General features: G+C 31.8%; 13 protein-coding genes. 11 read left to right on the plus strand and 2 right to left on the minus strand.

Features of this window, described 5'->3' with window-relative positions; translation table 11 throughout:
- Positions 1-322 precede the first annotated feature (322 nt).
- From AC1RRU_RS03655 to AC1RRU_RS03690, 8 genes are all read left to right on the plus strand, one after another.
- Complete coding sequence (locus tag AC1RRU_RS03655) at positions 323-1654, plus strand: glucose-6-phosphate isomerase (protein ID WP_011276255.1); 1332 nt, start codon at positions 323-325, stop codon at positions 1652-1654.
- A gap of 229 nt (positions 1655-1883) precedes the next feature.
- A complete protein-coding gene (locus AC1RRU_RS03660) occupies positions 1884-2456 on the plus strand; it encodes a TVP38/TMEM64 family protein (RefSeq protein WP_016931167.1) in 573 nt (190 codons plus the stop codon).
- Between the two features lie 4 nt (positions 2457-2460).
- Positions 2461-2985 (plus strand): signal peptidase I, encoded by a 525-nt coding sequence (gene lepB, locus AC1RRU_RS03665; RefSeq protein WP_011276253.1) that lies wholly within the window; start codon positions 2461-2463, stop codon positions 2983-2985.
- Between the two features lie 14 nt (positions 2986-2999).
- Complete coding sequence (lepB, locus tag AC1RRU_RS03670; RefSeq protein ID WP_011276252.1) at positions 3000-3572, plus strand: signal peptidase I; 573 nt, start codon at positions 3000-3002, stop codon at positions 3570-3572.
- 163 nt (positions 3573-3735) lie between these two features.
- Positions 3736-7224 (plus strand): helicase-exonuclease AddAB subunit AddB, encoded by a 3489-nt coding sequence (addB, locus tag AC1RRU_RS03675; protein WP_016931168.1) that lies wholly within the window; start codon positions 3736-3738, stop codon positions 7222-7224.
- Complete coding sequence (gene addA, locus AC1RRU_RS03680; protein WP_016931169.1) at positions 7217-10894, plus strand: helicase-exonuclease AddAB subunit AddA; 3678 nt, start codon at positions 7217-7219, stop codon at positions 10892-10894. The genes addB and addA overlap by 8 nt, the downstream gene beginning before the upstream one ends.
- Before the next feature lie 125 nt (positions 10895-11019).
- Complete coding sequence (locus AC1RRU_RS03685; RefSeq protein ID WP_016931170.1) at positions 11020-11925, plus strand: fumarylacetoacetate hydrolase family protein; 906 nt, start codon at positions 11020-11022, stop codon at positions 11923-11925.
- A 422-nt stretch (positions 11926-12347) separates the two neighbouring features.
- Positions 12348-12749, plus strand: coding sequence for a YisL family protein (locus AC1RRU_RS03690; protein WP_011276247.1), 402 nt, complete (start codon positions 12348-12350; stop codon positions 12747-12749).
- A gap of 73 nt (positions 12750-12822) precedes the next feature.
- Here the strand turns inward: AC1RRU_RS03690 and AC1RRU_RS03695 are convergent, their stop codons facing one another.
- Together AC1RRU_RS03695 and AC1RRU_RS03700 are read right to left on the minus strand one after the other, a co-directional pair.
- Positions 12823-14145 (minus strand): CoA-disulfide reductase, encoded by a 1323-nt coding sequence (locus AC1RRU_RS03695; protein WP_037570611.1) that lies wholly within the window; start codon positions 14143-14145, stop codon positions 12823-12825.
- A gap of 81 nt (positions 14146-14226) precedes the next feature.
- Positions 14227-15051, minus strand: coding sequence for a Cof-type HAD-IIB family hydrolase (locus AC1RRU_RS03700; protein ID WP_016931172.1), 825 nt, complete (start codon positions 15049-15051; stop codon positions 14227-14229).
- Between the two features lie 200 nt (positions 15052-15251).
- Between AC1RRU_RS03700 and AC1RRU_RS03705 the strand changes: the two genes are divergently transcribed.
- The 3 genes from AC1RRU_RS03705 (at position 15252) to clpB (ending at position 20737) form a co-directional block, all read left to right on the plus strand.
- A complete protein-coding gene (locus tag AC1RRU_RS03705) occupies positions 15252-15560 on the plus strand; it encodes a metal-sulfur cluster assembly factor (protein WP_011276244.1) in 309 nt (102 codons plus the stop codon).
- Between the two features lie 446 nt (positions 15561-16006).
- Positions 16007-17833 (plus strand): acyltransferase family protein, encoded by a 1827-nt coding sequence (locus AC1RRU_RS03710; RefSeq protein ID WP_011276243.1) that lies wholly within the window; start codon positions 16007-16009, stop codon positions 17831-17833.
- A 294-nt stretch (positions 17834-18127) separates the two neighbouring features.
- Positions 18128-20737 (plus strand): ATP-dependent chaperone ClpB, encoded by a 2610-nt coding sequence (clpB, locus tag AC1RRU_RS03715; protein ID WP_049395548.1) that lies wholly within the window; start codon positions 18128-18130, stop codon positions 20735-20737.
- The last annotated feature ends 277 nt before the right edge of the window (positions 20738-21014 follow it).

Genomic DNA, 21014 nt, shown 5'->3' on the forward strand with positions numbered 1-21014 from the left:
TCATAATTTTTCTGAAAATTGATATAAATTTATACTAACAGATATTAAATGAAAATAAAACCATTTTTTTACATAAATATACAAAAATTTGAAAATACTCTTATCATCAACATATCAATTGTATAAAAGGATATGTTACATATTGATATGGAAATATAAGTATTATTTTATTTAGAAATTATTCATTTTAAAATTATTAAAAAATGTCTTAAAATTGTTGAATTAATTTGAAAATATTCGAATAGTCAGTCATGTCAATTGAATAGAAGGCTTAAAGTTAGTAAAATTAAATCAACAAGGACATACAGGAGGCTTTTATAAAATGACTCATATTCAATTAGATTATGGAAAAGCATTGGAATTCTTTGGTCAACATGAAATTGATCAACAACAAGATATCGTTAAAACAATTCATAAAACGATTCACGAAGGTACTGGTGCAGGTAGTGATTTCTTAGGTTGGGTGAATCTTCCGGAAGACTATGATAAGAAAGAATTTTCAAGAATTGTGGAAGCATCAAAACGTATAAAATCTAATTCAGATGTATTAGTAGTAATTGGTATCGGAGGTTCATATTTAGGTGCGCGTGCTGCTATTGAAATGTTAACTTCATCATTCCGCAATTCAAATGAATACCCTGAAATTGTATTCGTGGGTAATCATTTATCATCAACGTACACTAAAGAATTAGTAGACTACTTATCAGATAAAGATTTTTCAGTAAATGTTATTTCTAAATCTGGTACAACTACAGAACCAGCAGTAGCATTTAGATTATTTAAACAATTAGTTGAAGATAAGTATGGTAAAGCAGAAGCTAAAAAACGTATCTTTGCTACTACAGATAAAGCAAAAGGTGCATTAAAACAATTAGCAGATAATGAAGGTTATGAAACGTTTGTAGTACCAGATGATGTTGGTGGTCGTTATTCTGTATTAACTGCTGTGGGTCTATTACCGATTGCAACAGCTGGCATAAATATTGAATCAATTATGATTGGTGCAAACAAAGCGCGTAAAGAATTATCATCAGATAAATTAGATGAAAATATTGCTTATCAATATGCGACAATCCGTAATATTTTATATAGCAAAGGATACACTACTGAAATGTTGATTAATTATGAACCGTCAATGCAATATTTCAATGAGTGGTGGAAACAATTATATGGTGAGTCTGAAGGTAAAGACTTTAAAGGTATATATCCATCTAGTGCAAACTATACAACTGACTTACATTCATTAGGTCAATATGTCCAAGAAGGACGTCGTTTCTTATTTGAAACAGTTGTAAAAGTAAACAACCCTAAACACGATATTACAATTGAAGAAGATAGTGATGATTTAGATGGATTAAATTACTTAGCAGGTAAAACAATTGATGAAGTTAATACTAAAGCATTTGAAGGTACACTATTAGCTCACACTGATGGTGGCGTTCCTAATGTTGTTGTGAATATTCCACGCTTAGACGAAGAAACATTTGGTTATGTTGTATACTTCTTTGAATTAGCGTGTGCAATGAGTGGATATCAATTAGGTGTTAATCCATTTAACCAACCTGGAGTAGAAGCATACAAACAAAACATGTTTGCATTATTAGGTAAACCTGGATTTGAAGATAAGAAGAAAGAATTAGAAGAGCGTTTATAATTCTCTAGTCATTCAATAGCGTCAATTAAATATGTCTTACAAAGTCGATATGGATTAAATTCCGTATCGACTTTTCTAATATATATCTTTATATTAAAGCTAAGGAATGAGTTCTAACTACTACCTGTGACTGATTTATTATTATATAGGTAGATTTATAAATGAAACAGTGTACAATATTTCTATGAAATAATAACTGTTAATCCAATAGGAAGGATTTGATGTAACTATGTTTCATCAAATTGAACAATGGTTTGATTTATTACAAGGTTTTGGTTATCTGGCTGGATTTATTATTTTATTTTTTAGAGCCATTGTGCCAGTACTTCCTTTAACATTGTATGTTATTTTATGTGTTCATGCGTATGGCTTTATAGCAGGTACGATTATTAGTTGGTTAGGTGTTGTAGCAGGTACTTATACAGTGTTCTTTTTCTGTAGAAAATTTGTTAATGCTAACTTTATGAAGCGGATTAAATCAAGACGATCAATTGAACGCCTTATTCATTTTATTGATAGACAGGGCTTAGTACCAATATTTATATTAATGTGTTTTCCGTTTACACCTAATACACTAGTTAATTTTGTGGCAAGTTTCTCTCATATTAGAGGCAAATATTATTTTATAATTTTACTTATATCTAAGTTAATTTCTATTACATTTTTGGCGATTATGGGAAAAAGTGTAACCTCATTTTTCACACATCCTGTTAGAGCAATAATGGTATTAATAGTTACTATAGCGTTATGGTTTGTTGGTAAGAAAGTCGAGGGCTATTTCATGGGTTCAGACAAGGAGTGACAAAGTGCGTAGAGTGACAAGTTGGATTGTAGCATTCCTATTTGCTTGTCTGTTTGTCATGTTTATACAAATGTTCTTAGTTAAAAGTGCTGTAGTTCAAACTGATGATATGTCACCAACTTTGAATAAAGGTGACCGTGTCATTATTAATAAAATTAAAGTTACCTTTAACATGTTGAAGGATGGAGATATTATCATGTATCGACATAATAATCAATTACACTTTGGTAGATTGGTCGGCAAGCCAGGTGAATCAATTGAAGTTAGAAACGGTAAATTGTATAGAGATGATAGACAAGTTAATAAATTTTATGCTAAAAATAGAGATATTAATAATTTTGCAATAAGAGATTTACATGATTCTGATGGTGATATTATTCTGCCAAATTCATATTTTATTTTAAATGATAATGGTGATAAACAAAGTGATTCAAGAACATATGGATTAATAGATAAGGACGATATCGTAGGAGATGTTAGTTTAAAGTATTATCCGTTTAAAGAATTTACCTATCAGTTTAATAAGTAGAGGAGGTGTTAAAATTGAAGAAAGAAATAGTTGAATGGATTGTTGCCATAGCGGTAGGTTTATTACTTGTATGGGTAATGGTTAACTTCGTAGCTAAATCATATACTATAAAAGGCGATTCAATGGATCCAACACTAAAAGATGGCGAACACGTCATGGTTAACATTCTAGGATATAAAGTTGGAGACATAAAAAAAGGTAATGTAATCGTATTTCATGCGAATCAACAAGACGATTATGTTAAACGTGTCATTGGTGTACCTGGCGATAACGTTATTTATAAAAATGATAAACTATATGTTAATGGTAAAAAGATAAATGAACCTTATCTTGATTACAATGAAAAACGTAAACAAGGTGAATATATTACGGGTTCATTTGAAACTAAAGATTTACTAAATGCAAATCCTAAATCAAATATCATACCAAAAGGTAAATACTTAGTTTTAGGTGATAACAGAGAAGTCAGTAAGGATAGTAGGGCGTTTGGTTTAATTGATAGAGATCAAATTGTTGGTAAAGTATCATTTAGATTTTGGCCATTCAGTGAATTTAAGTTTAATTTTAATCCAGATAATGAAAAATAAGGAAAATTAGTATTAATGAATTAATTTTTAACATAGCAAGACTGGTAATGGAATGTTCATAGAGGTTCCGCCAGTCTTTTTTTGTTCAATATTTCGACCTAACAAAACATTTTTTAAGAACGTATGTTCTGTGTTAAAATAAGTTCAAAGGAGTGTGGGCATAATGGAGTTGAACGCATACATTGGCAGAGCAGGGACAGGCAAATCTCATCATATGATTGATAATATTAAGCAACAAATGAAAGAGGATCCTCTAGGCGATCCAATTGTTTTAATAGCACCAACACAGAGTACTTTTCAATTAGAACAAGCATTTGTTAATGATAAAGAATTGAATGGAAGTCTAAGAACTGAAGTGCTTCACTTTGAACGCTTAAGTTATAGAGTTTTTCAAGAGGTTGGAGGATTAACTGAAGAACGACTAACGCAAGCGGCTACCGAGATGATGATTTATGATTTAGTTCAACAACATAAATCGGAATTAAAACTATATCAATCACAAGTAAATTATTATGGTTTTAGTGAGAAGTTAAGTGAACAAATTCAAGATTTTAAGAAATATTCTGTTACGCCAGAACATTTACATACATTTTTGCAAGATAATGACTTGAAGACGAGAACTAGACATAAATTAGAAGATATATCGCTTATTTATCAGTATTTTGAGGAACGCATAAATGGCGAATTTATTACTTCAGAGGATAGTTTAAATCATTTTATTGATATTTTAAGTCAATCAGAATGGATTAAAAGAGCAGAGGTATACATAGATGGATTCCACAACTTCTCTACATTGGAATATCAAATTATTAAAGCACTCGTTCAAAGCGCCAAAAAAGTTACTGTTCTTTTAACAACTGATGGTAATGAAGATCCATTTAGTTTATTCAGAAAACCCTCAGAGGTATTAACACATTTAAAGGAAATTGCTAAAGATTTAAACATAGAATTACAACAACAATTCTTTAAACAACAATATCGTTTTAACAATAAAGATTTAATACAACTGGAACAACAATTTGACGCATTGCAAATTAATCCTATCGCTTACGATGGCAGTATTAATATTTTAGAATCCTCAAGTATACGTGAAGAAGTTAATGAAGTAGCTCGCCAAATTATTAAAGATACACGTGATAAGCAATATAGATATCAAGACATTGCTATCTTGTATCGTGATGAAGCTTATGCATATTTATTTGACTCTGTTCTTCCACAGTACGATATTCCATTTAATATTGACACTAAAAGATCAATGACACATCATCCGATCATGGAAATGGTACGCTCACTTTTGGAAGTTATTCAAACAAACTGGAATATTAGTCCTATGATGCGTTTAATTAAAACCAATATTCTAACTAATCACTTTAAGGATAGTGCATATTTAATTGATTTATTAGAGAACTTTGTCGTTGAACGTGGTGTTTATGGCAAACGTTGGCTTGATGAAAAACTGTTTAGTATTGATAACTTTACGAAAATGGGACGTAAAGAACATAAATTAACTACTGAAGAGCGAGAAGATTTCGAGCAAGTAGTTCATTTAAAAAATGATATTATTGATAAAATATTAACTTTTGAAAAAGCAATGAACGAAGCAGAAAATGTGAGAGGTTTTGCGACAGCTTTCTATGAGACAATGGAGGCATTTGATTTACCTAAATATTTAATGACTCACCGTGACCAATTGGACGTCGATGGTCGTCATGAAGAAGCTGAAGAAATAGATCAAATTTGGAATGGACTTATTCAAATTTTAGATGATTTAGTCACTGTATTTGATAATGAAGAAATGACTCTTAAACGCTTTTTAGAGGTATTTGATATTGGTTTAGAACAATTAGAATTTGTAATGATTCCTCAAACCCTCGATCAAGTGAGTATAGGGACAATGGACTTAGCGAAAGTAGACAATAAAAAACATATTTATATGGTTGGAATGAACGATGGTGCTATGCCGCAACCGGTTTCTTCTTCTAGTCTAATAACAGATGAAGAAAAGAAAGTGTTTGAACAACAAGCACAAGTTGAATTAAGTCCTACATCAGATATCTTACAAATGGATGAAGCGTTTGTTTGTTATATTGCAATGACACGAGGCAGTGAACAAGTTACATTTTCATATAGTTTAATGGGTGCACAAGGTGAGGATAAAGAAAAAAGTCCATTTATAGACCAAATACAAGGGTTGTTCAATGGGTTAGAAGTAATGAATATTCATTATCAACATAATGCACAACCTTTATCGTTAATGGAGCATCCACATCAAACTAAAGTCGTCTTATTCGAATCTTTAAAAGCTTGGCTAGAGGCAGAGATGGTCGCTGATGTATGGGTTGATGCTTATCAAGTCATGCGTGATAATGACAAATTGAATAACGGTTTAGAGTACCTATTAACTGCGTTGACATATGACAACGAAACAGTGAAATTAGATGAACCATTGGCTGCATCTTTATATGGTTCAACAATTAACGCAAGTGTATCTAGATTTGAAGGGTATAATGATTGTCCGTTTAAACATTATGCGAATCATGGTTTAAGGTTAAATAAGCGTACGAAATATAAGCTTGAAAATTTTGATTTAGGAAATATTTTCCATACAGCATTGAAGTATATTTCGGATAAGGTAGATGGAGACTTTAAAAATCTTGATAATAAGAAGATACATGCTTTAACTGTTGAAGCTTTAGAAAATGTTTTACCTCAAGTCCAATTTAATCTCATGGATTCAAATGCATACTATCGGTATGTGTCAAAACGAATTGGTGTCATTGTCGAAAGTACTTTGAAAGCATTACGCTATCAAAATAAAAATACAAAGTTCAAACCACAACGTTTCGAAGCAGGGTTTAGAAAGACACCGAACAACAGTGAAGAACTTATTGCACAACCATTAATTACAAAACAAGGCATTCCAGTTAATATACGAGGACAAATTGATCGTATAGATGCTTACACTAAAGATGATAAGAGCTACATTAATATTATTGATTATAAGTCATCTAATCCCAGTGCGAAATTAGATTTAAAAAAGGTTTATTATGGTAAACAAATGCAAATGATGACTTATATGGATATTGCTTTGCAAAATGCCCAACGTCTGGGATTATCTAATGAAATTAAACCAGGTGGCCTATTGTATTTCCATGTACATGATGAACGTCTCAGTTTTAAAGACTGGGGAGAATTGGAAGATGATGCTTTAACACAGGACAAACTTGAACAAGCATTTTTAAAAGAATATAAATTACGTGGCTTAGTTAATAGCGATATGGATGTAGTAGACGCATTGGATATTCGTTTAGAAGAAATTAGCAAATCCGACATTGTTCCAGTTAGCCTGAAGAAAGATGGAAGTATTGGAAGTAGAGGGAGCAGTGTTGCTGATGAAACAACAATTCATAAATTTATCAAACATAATAAAGACAACTTTATAAAGACTGCTACAAATATTATGGAAGGTCATACCGAAGTTGCACCACTTAAGTTCGATGACCAATTACCATGCCAATTTTGTAATTTTCAATCAGTGTGCCATGTGGATACTATTATTGATAGTAAACATTATCGCCATGTAGATGAAACTATAGATCCTATCAAAGCTATACAAGATGTCGAGTTAGAAAGCGGTGATCATAATGAATAACATCCCCATCAAACCTAAAGATGCTCAATGGACAGATGCACAGTGGAAGAGTATATATGCTAATGGTCAAGATATATTAGTAGCTGCAGCAGCGGGGTCTGGTAAAACTGCAGTATTAGTAGAAAGAATTATTCAAAAAATCATTAGAGATGAAATAGATGTTGATAAGTTACTCGTTGTTACTTTTACTAATTTAAGTGCGAGAGAAATGAAGCATCGTGTTGATCAGCGTATTCAACAAGCGTCAATAGAAAATCCTAACAATGAACATTTAAAGAATCAACGCATTAAAATTCATCAAGCACAAATTTCGACATTACATAGCTTCTGTTTAAAGATTATTCAACAACATTATGATGTCATTGATTTGGATCCTAATTTTCGCACAATTAGTGATGTAGAGAATGTGCTGTTACTTGAACAGTCTATTGATGAAGTTTTAGAAAAACATTATGATACACCGGATATTGAATTTCTTACTTTAGTAGAACAATTATCAAGTGATCGTAATGATGATAATTTTAGAGATTTGTTAAAACGTTTCTATAATTTCAGTATAGCCAATCCTTCACCGTTTGAGTGGTTGGATTCATTAGTTGAAATTTACACGGACGATAATAAACATAAATTATATCTAGACGAATTAGAAAGATTATCGAAAATTTATATCAAAGCTGCATATCATACTTTGTTAGAAGCGGAAAATAACTTTCTAAATTGTATAGAGGCGGAAAAGCATTTAGATGTTATCAAGCTAGAAAAATTTAAATGCGAAAAAATGATTGAGGGTAATGTGATAAATTTTGAAGAAATCATTAATTATACCTCTGAAAAATTGCCTACAATAACAAAAAAATTAAAAGATACTAATGAAGATGAAGGTATAAGTTCTCAATTTTTAACAAACGCTAAAGATTTTTATGATGATTATAAAAAACTATTATCGGAAGTAAAAAATAAGTATCTAATGCGTTCTTATGAAGATTTAAAAGTAGATATGAAACGTTTGGCTCCTAGAATTCAATACCTTGTACAAATCGTTAAGGATATTATTAATGGCTTTGCTGAAAAAAAACGTAGTCGCAATGTACTGGATTTTTCTGATTATGAACACTTCGCTTTACAAATATTAACTGACCAAGAGGGCAATGCTTCGCCTATTGCTAAAGAATATCGATCACAATTTGAAGAGATTTTAGTAGATGAATACCAAGATACGAACCAAGTACAAGAAGCAATCATATCTAAAATTAAACGTGGTGACGAATCTAATGGGAATTTATTCATGGTAGGTGACGTTAAACAATCTATCTATAAATTTAGACAGGCTGATCCAACGTTATTTATGGATAAATATCATCGTTTCACAAAAGATGGCGATCAATCAGGATTACGTATCGATTTATCTAAGAATTTCCGTTCACGTAAAGAAGTACTCGCCACAACAAACTACTTATTTGACCATATGATGGATGAAGAAGTAGGTGAAATTGAGTACGATGCTGATGCGAGACTTTATTTTGGTGCTACTAAATATTCTGATAAATCTATGCCTCTTGAACTACATGCATTAATTCAAGATAAAAGTAGCGATAATGATTTAGAAAAGTCAGAACAAGAAGCTCGCTATATTGCTGAGCAAGTTAAATATATTATTGAGCATAAACAAGTTTATGATATGAAGTCAGAAACTTATAGACAAGCTACTTTCAAAGATATCGTCATACTTGAAAGAGGGTTGAAAAATGCGCGCAATTTACAACAAGTATTTAAAGACTATAATATTCCGTTCCATGTAAATAGTAAGGAAGGGTACTTTGAACAAACTGAAGTACGTCTCGTCTTATCATTTTTAAGAACCGTTGATAATCCTTTACAAGATATATATTTAGTAGGATTGATGAGATCGGTTATATACCAATTTACGGAAGATGAATTAGCAAACATTCGAGTTCAAAGTATGAACGATGATTATTTCTATCAATCTATATTGCATTATATGAAAGATCAAGAAGCGAACCCTTTGTTAGTTGAGAAATTAGAACATTTTATGGATGATATAAACATGTATCAAGAATATAGTCAATCTCATCCTGTGTATCAACTAATTGATAAGTTTTATAATGATCATTACGTTATTCAATATTTTAGTGGTCTTATTGGTGGTAAAGGTAGACGCGCGAATCTATATGGATTGTTTAATAAAGCAGTAGAATTTGAAAATTCAAGTTTTAGAGGGCTGTATCAATTTATAAGATTTATTGACGAACTAATAGAACGCAATAAAGACTTTGGTGAAGAGAATGTTATAGGTCCTAATGATAATGTGGTACGTATGATGACAGTTCATAGTAGTAAAGGTTTAGAGTTCCCATATGTTATTTATTCGGAACTTTCAAAGAATTTTAATAAAGGCGACTTACGTAAACCACTCATCTTAAATCAAAAATATGGTCTAGGTATTGATTATTTTGATTTAGAACAAAATGTAACCTATCCGTCATTATCGTCAGTTGTCATTAAATCAATTACTGAAAAAGAACTTATTTCTGAAGAAATGCGATTGATGTATGTAGCTTTAACGCGAGCGAAAGAGCAACTCATTCTTATTGGTACTATTGATAAGGAAGAAACATTAGAAAAACTTGAGCGATTGCCAATTTCAGGTAATCAAATTGCATTGCATAAGCGGTTATCAGCAGATCGACCTTTTGATTTAATATATAGTATTTTGGCTAAATACCAATCTACATCTTTATTACCAGAGTATCAGTTTGAGAAATCCATTGATAATTTAGATGAGAGTCTGCGTCCTACTGTAGATATTAAAATTGCACAATTTGAAGAACTTTCGATTGAGGACAGTGAATCAGAACAAGAAAGTCGAAATATTTCAGATTTAGAAGTAGAAGGTTCACATGATGATACGTTAAAACAACAAATTAATGATCAATTGTCATTTAAATATCCGTATTTAAAAGATACGGAGAAACCATCTAAACAGTCTGTTTCAGAATTAAAGCGTCAATTAGAAACAGAAGAAAGTGGTACAAGTTACGAAAGGGTAAGACAGTACCGTATAGGTGTATCAACTTATGAGAGACCTAAGTTTTTACGTGAAAATAAAAAGCGTAAAGCAAATGAAATTGGTACTTTAATGCATACAGTCATGCAACATCTACCATTTAAAGAAACGCGTATGACTGAAACAGAATTGAATGACTATATTAATGAATTAATTGAAAAGCATATTATTGAAGAAGATGCTAAAAAAGATATTCAATTTGAAGCAGTTATGAATTTTATTAGAAGTGACTTGTATATGACTATTACACAAGCTGACAAAGTTTATAGAGAGTTACCATTTGTCGTAAATCAAGCGCGTGTAGATGAAATGCCTGAATCAGATGAAGATGTGTCAATTATTCAAGGTATGATTGATTTAATATTTTTAAAAGACGATCAATATTACTTTGTAGATTACAAAACAGATGCATTTAATAAGCGTAGAGGTATGACAGATGAAGAGGTAGGTATACAACTTCGTGATAAGTACAAAATTCAAATGAAATATTATAAAAACACATTAGAAACAATTTTAAATTCTAAAGTATACGGTTACCTTTATTTCTTCCAATTTGGTCAAATGAGTATTGAAGAAGATGTTTAACATATTTTTAATCCAAGGAATGAAGTGTGTATTAAATATCTAAAATTTCAGACATATATATTTGTGGTTTAGCAAAGATTAAAGTTATAATATGTATTAAGATATAGATGAGGAGTTGATACTGAATGAAATTTCTATCATTCAATTATAAAGACGCTGAATCTTACGGCGTAAAAGTTAAGCGTGAAGACGCAGTTTGGGATCTTAAAAAGGTATTTGCGGAATTTGGAGAAGGTGACTTCCACCCTCAAACATTATTAGAGGGATTACAACAAAACCAAACACTAGATTTCCAAGAACAAGTACGTAAAGCAGTTGTAGCGGCTGAAGATAGTGGTAAAGCAGATGAATTCAAAATCGCCTTTAATGACATTGAATTCTTACCACCAGTTACACCACCAAATAATGTTATTGCATTCGGTCGTAATTACCAAGATCACGCAAGTGAATTAAATCATGAGGTACAACGATTATACGTATTCACTAAAGCAGCATCATCATTAACTGGTGATGAATCAACAATTCCAAATCATAAAGATATCACTGATCAATTAGATTACGAAGGTGAATTAGGTATCGTAATCGGTAAATCTGGAGAAAAAATTCCGAAAGCATTAGCATTAGACTACATCTACGGATATACAATTATTAATGATATTACTGATCGTAATGCGCAAAATGAACAAGATCAGGCATTTCTATCTAAAAGTTTGACAGGTGGTTGCCCAATGGGGCCTTATATTGTAACTAAGGATGAGTTACCAACACCTGAAAATGTTAATATCGTAACTAAAGTTAATAATGATATTCGTCAAGATGGTAATACAAGTCAAATGATTAATAAAATTGATGATTTAATTGAAGAAATTTCTAAATATGTAGCATTACATCCAGGAGATATCATTGCTACTGGCACACCAGCTGGAGTGGGTGCAGGTTTACAACCGCCTCAGTTCTTACAACCTGGTGATGAAGTCAAAGTTACTATTGATAATATTGGTACATTAACTACTTATATTGCTAAAGATTAATTAATAGTTCAAAAACGCTATAAGGATTGTCTATCATAATTAGTTCATAATAAATGATTGAATTGAGACATCTTATATTATAAGTACTTCTTAATTCTAATCAGTAAATGCAGGTGAGCCTGGGACATAAATCAATGTCCCAGGCTCTAATTATATATTGCCAATAGTTGTCAGAAATAAAAGCGTACTTGTTACAAGCGTTTTAATTCAGGGGCCCCAGCAAAGAGAATTTCACATGGAAATTCCACAAGCAAAGCAGGCTGGGGTTGGGGCCCAGCAGAGAGAATTTCACATGGAAATTCTACAAAACCATTATTTTAGTTCCACACCCATCTCTTATATCGTTTAACAATACGTTCAAGTGTTTATGTGATATGATAGGTAAGTAAAAAGGTAATAAATAGTATTGGGGGAATTCGGTCTTGTTACATATGCATATTGCAAGTTGGGCGTTGACAATTATTTTATATGTAATTGCATTTTTACATATTTCAAAATCACAAGGTCCTACACCTATGTTTAAACCATTACAAATGGCATTAAGAGTCTTTATGTTACTCACTTTATTCTCAGGGTTCTGGTTGTTAATTCAAGAATTCATGGCTGCTAGCCATGGTGGTGGAGGCAACCATATGTTGTTAACATTGAAGATGCTTTGTGGTATAGCGGTAGTTGCACTAATGGAAGTATCTATTGCTAAACGCAAGAAACACGAAGCAAGTCATGGTTTATTCTGGGCAACAATTATTTTAATAATTATTACTATGTCGTTAGGTATCATCCTACCATGGGGTCCAATTAGTAGCCTTTTTGGAATTAGTTAAAATTTAAATTATTAATGATATAGGGATAGCCCTTAAATGATCGAATTTGCAGTAATCATTTAAGGGCTACTTTTTATAAATCTCTAGCTTTGTAACCAATCATATTAACTAAATCTTTTGGATGACTGTAAGGTGGTGCGTATGCCACTTCAAATTCAGTTAATTCATCAATGGTTAATTCGCTCATCATTGCCATTGATAATACGTCAATACGCTTATCAACACCTGTTTTACCTACTGCGGCAGCACGTAAAAGATGACGATTATTTGTGTCAAAGTAAACGCGTAAGTGGACATTAGTATTTCCAGGGTAATAACCTGCATGAGTGCCAGAATTTAATTCAACCATTTGATAATCAAAATGTGTTAATTCTTCGACTTTGATGCCGACGCTTGCTAATGTATAGTCGAAAAATTTAACGATATTGGTACCCAAAAAACCTTTAAAAATTATGTTTTTATTACCAGCTAGTTGTTCTGCAATGACGCTTGCGCCACGATGTGCTCCCCAAGCTAATGGAACTTGTGCGGGTAGATTTACATGACGGTAGGTAGAGGTAATCACATCACCCAAAGCATAAATATTTGGGATATTCGTTTCAAATTTATAGTTAACTTTAACGAAGCCTTTATCATCTAATGCTACGTTAGATGACTCGATAAATTTCGAATTTGGATGTGTGCCAACGCCTTCAATAATTATATCGAAGTCTTCTTGAATTCCTGATTTAAAAGTAACCAGATGATCTTTAACACTTACAATTTCCTCATTTAATCGATAAGGTATGTGTCGCGAATCTAACTCGTCGAAGATAACTTGATTCATATCTTGGTCCATCAACTTGTTAACTTTTTCAGAGCGGTGAATTAGAGTAACATCTAATCCTCTAGCATATAAATTCTCCAAGACTTCTAATGAAATATAACCTGCTCCTACTACTAATGCTTTTTTAGCTTGATGTTGATCTATAAATTGATCGATGGCATCAGTATCCTCCATATTGCGTAAAGTGAATATGTAATCACTATCAAATCCTAAAGAATTAGCACCTGCACCAGGACTCAATATTAATTTGTCATAACTCGCTTTAAATTTTTCATTCGTTTGACGATTTACTACTGTCACTGTTTGATCTTTATCATTAATAGCAATTACTTCATGATATGTTTTAACTGTAATATCTTTCTTTTCTTTAAACACGTCTGGCGTAATTGGTAAAACATCTTTACGTTCATTAACAATGTTACCTATAAAGTAGGGTAATCCACAATTTGCGAAACTCATGTCGCGGTCTTTTTCAAAAATAGTAATTTCACTGTCTTTATCTAAACGTCGTATTTGGCTAGCACAGGTCGCACCACCGGCGACAGCACCGACTACAATTATTTTACGCATCATACATTCCCCCCGTAAAAAATATATTAAAAAAGTGAGACATTATAAAAGTATACATTTGTCTCACTTAAGAATTGTTGTTTAACCTTTATAAGGTATATTTAATTTAAAGAAATCATTTAAATAACGGCCGATACCATCATCATTATTTGAATAAGTAATATGGTTTGCAATATGTTTTAATTCATCTAGACCATTGTCCATTGCGATACCATATTTAGCATATTTAATCATTTCAATATCATTATCCTCGTCTCCGAAGGCTATAATATGTGAAGGTTCAATTCCTAAATAGTCTTTGACTTGATCAATCCCACGCGCTTTACTAATCCCGCGTTTAACGATTTCGATTACTGGGAAAGGCGCGCCCCAACGTCTGTGCTCAATATTCTCTGCATAGAAACGCGTTAACATTTGCTTGATTCTAGGTATGTAAATCTCTTCTGCTTCTACTAATAACGACGTTGGTGCTTCATCTAATTCTTCTAATAAATTACCTGTTTCAATTTTAGGATTACCCATTGAAAAACCCTCAAATAATCTAGGGTCATGATTATTAATAAACACGTGATCGCGAACCTCAGCAATAATATTTGTAACTTTTGCTTTTTGAAGTGTTTCAATCATATTTCTAGCGAGGTCCACATCTAGAACTTCGTGTGTCGTTTTAAAATCATCTGATTTAGGATGATGAACATAAGCCCCGTTGAAGTTAACGATAGGTGTGTCCATGTTTAATTCGTGATAATAAATTTGGCTTGCACGGTATGGTCTTCCAGTCGCAATCATAATGCGATGACCTTGCTTTTTTAATGTTGTAAGTACTTGCTTAGTATAGTCACTAATTTCTTTATTATCATTTAATAATGTCCCATCTAAGTCTAAACAAATTAAATAAGGTTTCATATATTTCTCCTTAAGCTACATATCTATAGAATAAAATACATTATCATTTCATATTAAATGCTCTTAAAATTGATACATAAATCAACTTTATAATGTTATTATAACGTCTTTATTCGCTTAGTTGTATCATAGCATTTTATTGGCGTTTTGTCGGATATTTGATATATTAGTGTAAAGATAAATAATGAGAGGTGATACTAATGGAAGAGGCATTAAAAGACAGTATCCTAGGTGCACTTGAAATGGTTATTGACCCTGAATTAGGTATTGATATCGTTAATTTAGGTTTAGTATATAAAGTGAATGTTGATGATGATGGTTTATGTACAGTTGAAATGACTTTAACATCAATGGGTTGCCCACTTGGACCACAAATTATCGAACAAATTAAAACAGTATTAGCTGAGATTCCAGAAATACAAGACACAGAGGTTAATATTGTTTGGAACCCACCTTGGAACAAAGATATGATGTCAAGATACGCTAAAATTGCATTAGGCGTTGGCTAATTAATCGCTTTTGAACAATAGTACACGATTAGGATGTACTATTGTTTTTTTATTTATAATAGAAACAATTTAAATGTTCATTTTCAATGCTTTTAGTGACAAAGTTAAGTTAATAAATGACATAATTGTAATATAAATTGAATTTGTTTAAGCGTTATACTACAATACATAAGAATTACAATATAAAATAATTTAAGTTGTACTTGCATTTATGAAAAATAATAATAAATGCGTCAAATTTTATAAAATATTATTATAGTTCAAGCTCAGACATCTAAGTATAAAACTCGATTCAATCATATACATTAAAATATAAAAGAATATTAACTTAAATCATATTTTCTCATGTTGTTGATCATCGGCTTTCGTTTTATCCTGATTTTCAGTGCTTTAGTAATTAATGAATTTATTAAAATTTATTATTTAATAGGGAAAGAATGTGAACAATGAAACAAGATTTTGAAAAAGGGAAACAACGTAAGACTAAAATGCGTTACATGCCTGGTTTAGATGGACTAAGAGCAATTGCTGTCTTAGGTATTATCATTTACCATTTAAACAGGAAATGGCTTACAGGTGGTTTCATAGGAGTAGATACCTTCTTCGTTATTTCTGGATATTTAATCACAAGTTTACTTTTAAAGGAATACGAAGAGCGAGGTATTATTAGCCTTAAACAATTCTGGATTCGACGAGTTAAAAGGTTACTTCCAGCAGTTGTTGCGCTATTAATCGTTGTTGGGATTGCTACATTAATATTTGAACCACAACAAATCGTTCGAGTAAAACATGATATTATCGCTGCATTATTCTATGTGTCGAATTGGTGGTATATTGCCAAAGATGTTAACTACTTCGAACAATTTTCATTTATGCCATTAAAACACTTGTGGTCACTTGCAATAGAAGAACAGTTCTATTTGTTCTTCCCATTTGTGTTGGTCATTTTACTCTTAACGATTAAAAAATATCGCAATGTTACTTTGATATTATGGATTATTTCTTTAGTTTCTTTATTAGCGATGGTCATTATTTCACAACCCAATGTTGGGTATTCGAGAGTTTATTTTGGGACAGATACTCGCTTGCAAACGTTATTATTGGGTGTGATATTAGCATTTGTATGGCCACCATTTAAATTAAAAGCCAATCCACCAAAAGTATTGCAACGTTCTATTGATGGTATAGGCATCTTAGGGCTAATAATACTTATCTACTTATTCTTTACAGTGAAAGATACTAGTGCATGGATTTATAATGGTGGATTTTATCTCATATCAGGTATGACATTATTTATTATTGCTAGTGTCGTACACCCTTCTAGTATCTTAGCAAAGGTATTAGGTCATCGTATATTTGTTTATATAGGTAAACGCTCTTATAGTTTATATTTATGGCATTTTCCTGTCATAAGTTTTATACACATTCATTTTGTTGATGGGCAACTTCCTATTTATGTGTACTTTGTTGATATCATACTTACAGTTTTATTTGCTGAGTTATCATATCGTTATATTGAAACACCATTTAGACGAGAAGGTTTAAAGGCATTTTCATTCAATTATTTAAAGCGACCTAAATTTATTAGAACAATAGTGTCAATTATTGCTGTGATACCGATAGTATTGTTATTCTTAGGTGTCTTCGATCGTTTTGGAAAAGATGAAATTGATAACAAAGCAAATTCATTCAACACGAATGATCAAGATAAATATTTAGTAAGAATGATGCCTGGGGAAAATATAAAAATCGATGGCTCTAGTAGTAATAGTAAAAGTAAAAAACAAGTTTATACTAATATTAGTCCATTACTTATTGGAGACTCAGTGATGGTAGATATTGGTGAAGAATTTAAATCTCAAGTACCTAAAGCAACTATTGATGGTAAAGTTGGGCGTCACCTACAAGAAGCGTTGTCGATAGCAGGCAATTATTCAAATTATAATAAACCATCAGATAAAGTCGTTTTAGAACTAGGTACAAATGGTGATTTTACAGAGGAAGAATTAAATCAATTAATTAATAAGTTTGGTAAAGCACAAATTTACCTTGTTAATACACGTGTTCCTCGAGATTGGCAGGATAATGTGAATAAACAACTAGCTAATGCTGCTAAGAAGCATAAGAATGTAACTTTAGTGGATTGGTACCAACGATCTGCTGGACATTCTGAATATTTTGCACCAGATGGTGTGCATCTTGAAAATAGTGGTGTAAAAGCTTTATCCGATGAAATAATCAAAACTATAAAGAAAAATTCAAAAAACAAATAATTCATTCTAGACCAGTTTAGTGATTTTAAATCATTGAACTGGTTTATTTTATTTGCAGTTTTAACGTATATTTGATGTTTATAACAAAAAAAGTGTGATAAAACAAGTAATAAAAGAAACTCACTAATTACGTCAAACTAGCTTGACCAGGCAGTTTGAGAAATTTTTAAAAGTTGATTGTAAGTGTTGCGTAATCATTTAAGAGGGTCTATAATGTAATTAAGGTCAAAGAAAGTCAAAGTCAAAACAAACTAATTGACCTTGCTCTTATCAAATATATAGGGGTGAACAAATTTGGATATTAATCAAATGACATATGCAATTCAAGGTGCATTACAAAAAGCCGTTGAATTGAGTAAAGAAAACGAATTACAAAATATTGAAATTGAAGCTATATTAAAAGGAACTTTAGAAGAAACTGATAGTTTATTTAAAAGCATATTAGAACGAGCAAATATAGATACAGATGAATTAAATCAAGCGTATACAAATAAATTGAAAAATTATCCTTCTGTACAAGGAGATAATATTCAATATGGACAGTATATAGGAGCTAAAGCAAATGAATTATTAAATAAAGCTGAATCATATATGAAAGAATATGAAGATGAATATATTTCAATGGAACACGTCCTTCGTGCTGCGATGGATATTGATGATACTACTAAACAATTTGTTGGAAATAAAGAAGAAGTAGTGAAAGAAATAATAACTAAAGTAAGAGGGGGAAATCATGTGACTTCACAAAATCCAGAAGTAAATTATGAAGCTTTAGAAAAATATGGTCGTGACTTAGTAGAAGAAGTACGTCAAGGTAAAATGGACCCTGTTATTGGCAGGGATGAAGAAATTCGTAACACAATTCGAATCTTAAGTCGTAAAACTAAAAACAATCCAGTATTAATCGGGGAACCTGGTGTAGGTAAAACTGCAATTGTTGAAGGTTTAGCGCAACGAATTGTACGAAAAGATGTGCCTGAATCATTACTCGATAAAACAATTTTTGAATTAGATTTAAGCGCATTGGTTGCTGGTGCAAAATTTAGAGGTGAATTTGAAGAGCGACTTAAAGCAGTGCTTAAAGAAGTAAAAGAGTCAGATGGACGCATTATTTTATTTATTGATGAAATTCATATGTTAGTTGGTGCAGGAAAAACAGATGGTGCAATGGACGCTGGTAACATGTTGAAACCGATGTTAGCACGTGGTGAATTGCATTGTATTGGTGCAACTACTTTAAATGAATATAGAGAATATATTGAGAAAGATTCTGCATTAGAGCGTCGTTTCCAAAAAGTAGGCGTAAGTGAACCAGATGTAGAAGATACAATTTCAATTTTACGTGGACTAAAAGAACGTTATGAAGTTTATCATGGTGTACGTATTCAAGACCGTGCTCTAGTTGCAGCAGCTGAATTATCAGATCGATATATTACTGATAGATTCTTACCTGACAAAGCAATCGATTTAGTTGACCAAGCATGTGCAACTATTCGAACAGAAATGGGTTCAAATCCAACTGAATTAGACCAAGTTAATCGTCGAGTTATGCAATTAGAAATTGAAGAAAGTGCTTTGAAAAATGAATCTGACAACGCAAGTAAACATCGTTTAGAAGAATTACAAGAAGAACTTTCAAATGAAAAAGAAAAACAAGCGTCTTTACAATCTCGTGTTGAACAAGAGAAAGAAAAAATTGCAAATGTACAAGAAAAACGTGCTGAATTAGATCGCAGTCGTCAAGCTCTAGAAGATGCACAAACCGAGGGTAATTTAGAAAAAGCAGCAGAATTACAATATGGTACAATACCTCAATTAGAAAATGAATTAAAAGAATTTGAAGAAGCTTATCAAGATGAACAAGGTGACAGCGAACGCATGATTCGTGAAGTTGTTTCTGATGAAGAAATTGGAGACATCGTAAGTCAATGGACTGGTATTCCAGTATCAAAATTAGTTGAAACTGAAAGAGAAAAATTATTAAATCTAAGTGATATCTTACACGAACGTGTTGTGGGTCAAGATAAAGCAGTAGATTTAGTATCTGATGCTGTTGTAAGAGCACGTGCAGGTATTAAAGATCCTAATAGACCGATTGGTAGTTTCTTATTCTTAGGACCAACTGGTGTAGGTAAAACTGAATTAGCAAAATCATTAGCTGCATCATTGTTTGATTCTGAGAAACATATGATACGAATCGACATGAGTGAGTATATGGAGAAACATTCAGTTTCTAGATTGATTGGTGCCCCTCCAGGTTATGTAGGTCATGATGAAGGAGGGCAATTAACAGAAGCGGTTAGACGTAATCCATATTCAGTGATTTTATTAGATGAAGTTGAAAAAGCACATAGTGATGTATTCAACGTTTTACTTCAAATATTAGACGAAGGTCGTTTAACTGATTCTAAAGGACGCAGTGTTGACTTTAAAAACACTATCATTATTATGACAAGTAACATCGGTTCACAAGTATTACTTGAGAATGTTAAAGATACTGGTGACATTACTGAAGAAACTGAAAAAGCTGTAATGGATAGCTTACATGCATTCTTTAAACCAGAAATCTTAAACCGTATGGATGATATAGTATTATTTAAACCATTATCTATTAATGATATGAGTATGATTGTTGATAAAATCTTAACTCAATTAAATATACGCTTAATGGATCAACGTATTTCAATTGAAGTTTCTGATGACGCGAAAAAATGGTTAGGCGAAGAAGCGTACGAACCACAATTTGGTGCAAGACCATTGAAACGTTTTGTACAACGTCAAATTGAAACACCATTAGCACGTATGATGATTAAAGAAGGTATGCCAGAAGGTACTGTTGTGAATGTTGATTTAGATGACAATCACGAATTAACTTTCGATGTACAAAAGCCTGAAAATGAGTAATGAATGTTTAGGTAAACCTAGGGAGTGTGATGAGCACTTTCTAGGTTTTTTTGTTTTCAAGTGCAGTTGCAGTGTATTGTTGTATTCACTTGCCCTAATTATAGCTTAAACCAAAGATTAGTAAGAATAAGTAATTTCTCACTTAAAAGCCTTTTAAAGTCATGAAGGTTGTAGTGTATCGCTAAAATATTAAGGATTCATCTATATCTAGTTTAATATAGAAAAACACTTGGAATTTGATTACTAAATTCAAATTCCAAGCGTTTTTAACGTATTG

The organism is Staphylococcus sp. GW821-FHT11H10 (genome assembly GCF_058807855.1).